General features: G+C 66.2%; 2 protein-coding genes. Both read left to right on the top strand.

What is annotated here, in order from left to right; genetic code table 11:
* Positions 1-403, top strand: a 403-nt coding sequence (locus tag WDW90_RS37485) for a hypothetical protein (protein WP_336492784.1), incomplete at its 5' end; no start/stop codon positions are given.
* Positions 404-754: 351 nt separating this feature from the next.
* Entirely contained in the window at positions 755-994 is a 240-nt protein-coding gene (locus WDW90_RS37480; protein ID WP_336492783.1) for a hypothetical protein, read from the top strand.
* The last annotated feature ends 7 nt before the right edge of the window (positions 995-1,001 follow it).

Below are 1,001 nucleotides of genomic sequence, written 5' to 3'. Positions count from 1 at the left end.
GACAGGAACAAATTCCAGAACTAGGATCATGCACACTTCCAGACAGTTCGGCCCCTGGCGCCCCGGCCTCGATGCTGCGGAGCTGCGGGCCCGCCTCCGCTCCCTACGTGCCATCGCCGGCCTTCTCGCCGGCCCCCGTGCTGCGGCCATGAATGCCAAGCTCCGCGAGGCCGAGCACGATCCCGAGGCCCTAGAGCCGGCCGCTGACGAGCTCGACCGCCTCGCCCCGCTCGACCGCCGCCGCATCCTTGCCAGCTGTGGCGCGCTGGCCTGGCGGCAGGTTCGACCTGTCTTGCGCTTCACACCGCGTGAACTCGTGCGTCGCCGTACTCCCCGCTTGAGCGTCTTGTGCTTGATCGGCCTTCCAATGAAGCTTGATCGCAGGATGAGCGGGCGACGCTGAGGAGCAGAGTCATGGTTGGGCGACTAAGCCTCGTTGTTGGCCTTTTGCTGATGACCGACCTCGTTGGATCGAGCGCGCTGGCTCAAGGCCTGCCCGTCTGCGGCGGAAGAGGATATAATCCGGCAGAGCCGTGCGCGAAGTGGAGCTGCCTGCAAAGAGGCATGTGCAGGGGACGAGAAGGCCTCGTACAGAGGAGCTGTCTGCAATGGGCCTGCACAGCTAGGCGGCGCGTCAGGTAAACCGCTCGATCGCTAGGCCGCAGCCAAGACGTCGCGGTTCGCCCCCTCCAGGCAGTCGAGCAACACGGACTTCGACTTGGCCTTCGCGTCACACCGCTCCAGATCCGCAAGCATGACCCGCGCCCTGGTCCTCGCCGGCATCGTCCTGACCTTCGCCTCGCCGCTTGAGGCGCAGGACTTCAACGCCGTCCGGGCGACCAACGCGCTCAACGACATGGCGCGGGCACAGGAGCGGCGGGCAGAAGCCGCGCGCCAGCTGGAGCGAATTCAGCGCGACGCGGACAAGTACCGGACCGAGCGCAGGCAGAATGACGAGCGGGACAGCCGCTCCATGCGGCGCTTCGACAGATGAATTCGAC

The organism is Methylobacterium nigriterrae, assembly GCF_037106235.1.
GTDB lineage: Bacteria > Pseudomonadota > Alphaproteobacteria > Rhizobiales > Beijerinckiaceae > Methylobacterium > Methylobacterium nigriterrae.
This window is presented reverse-complemented; position numbering and strand designations above follow the sequence as displayed.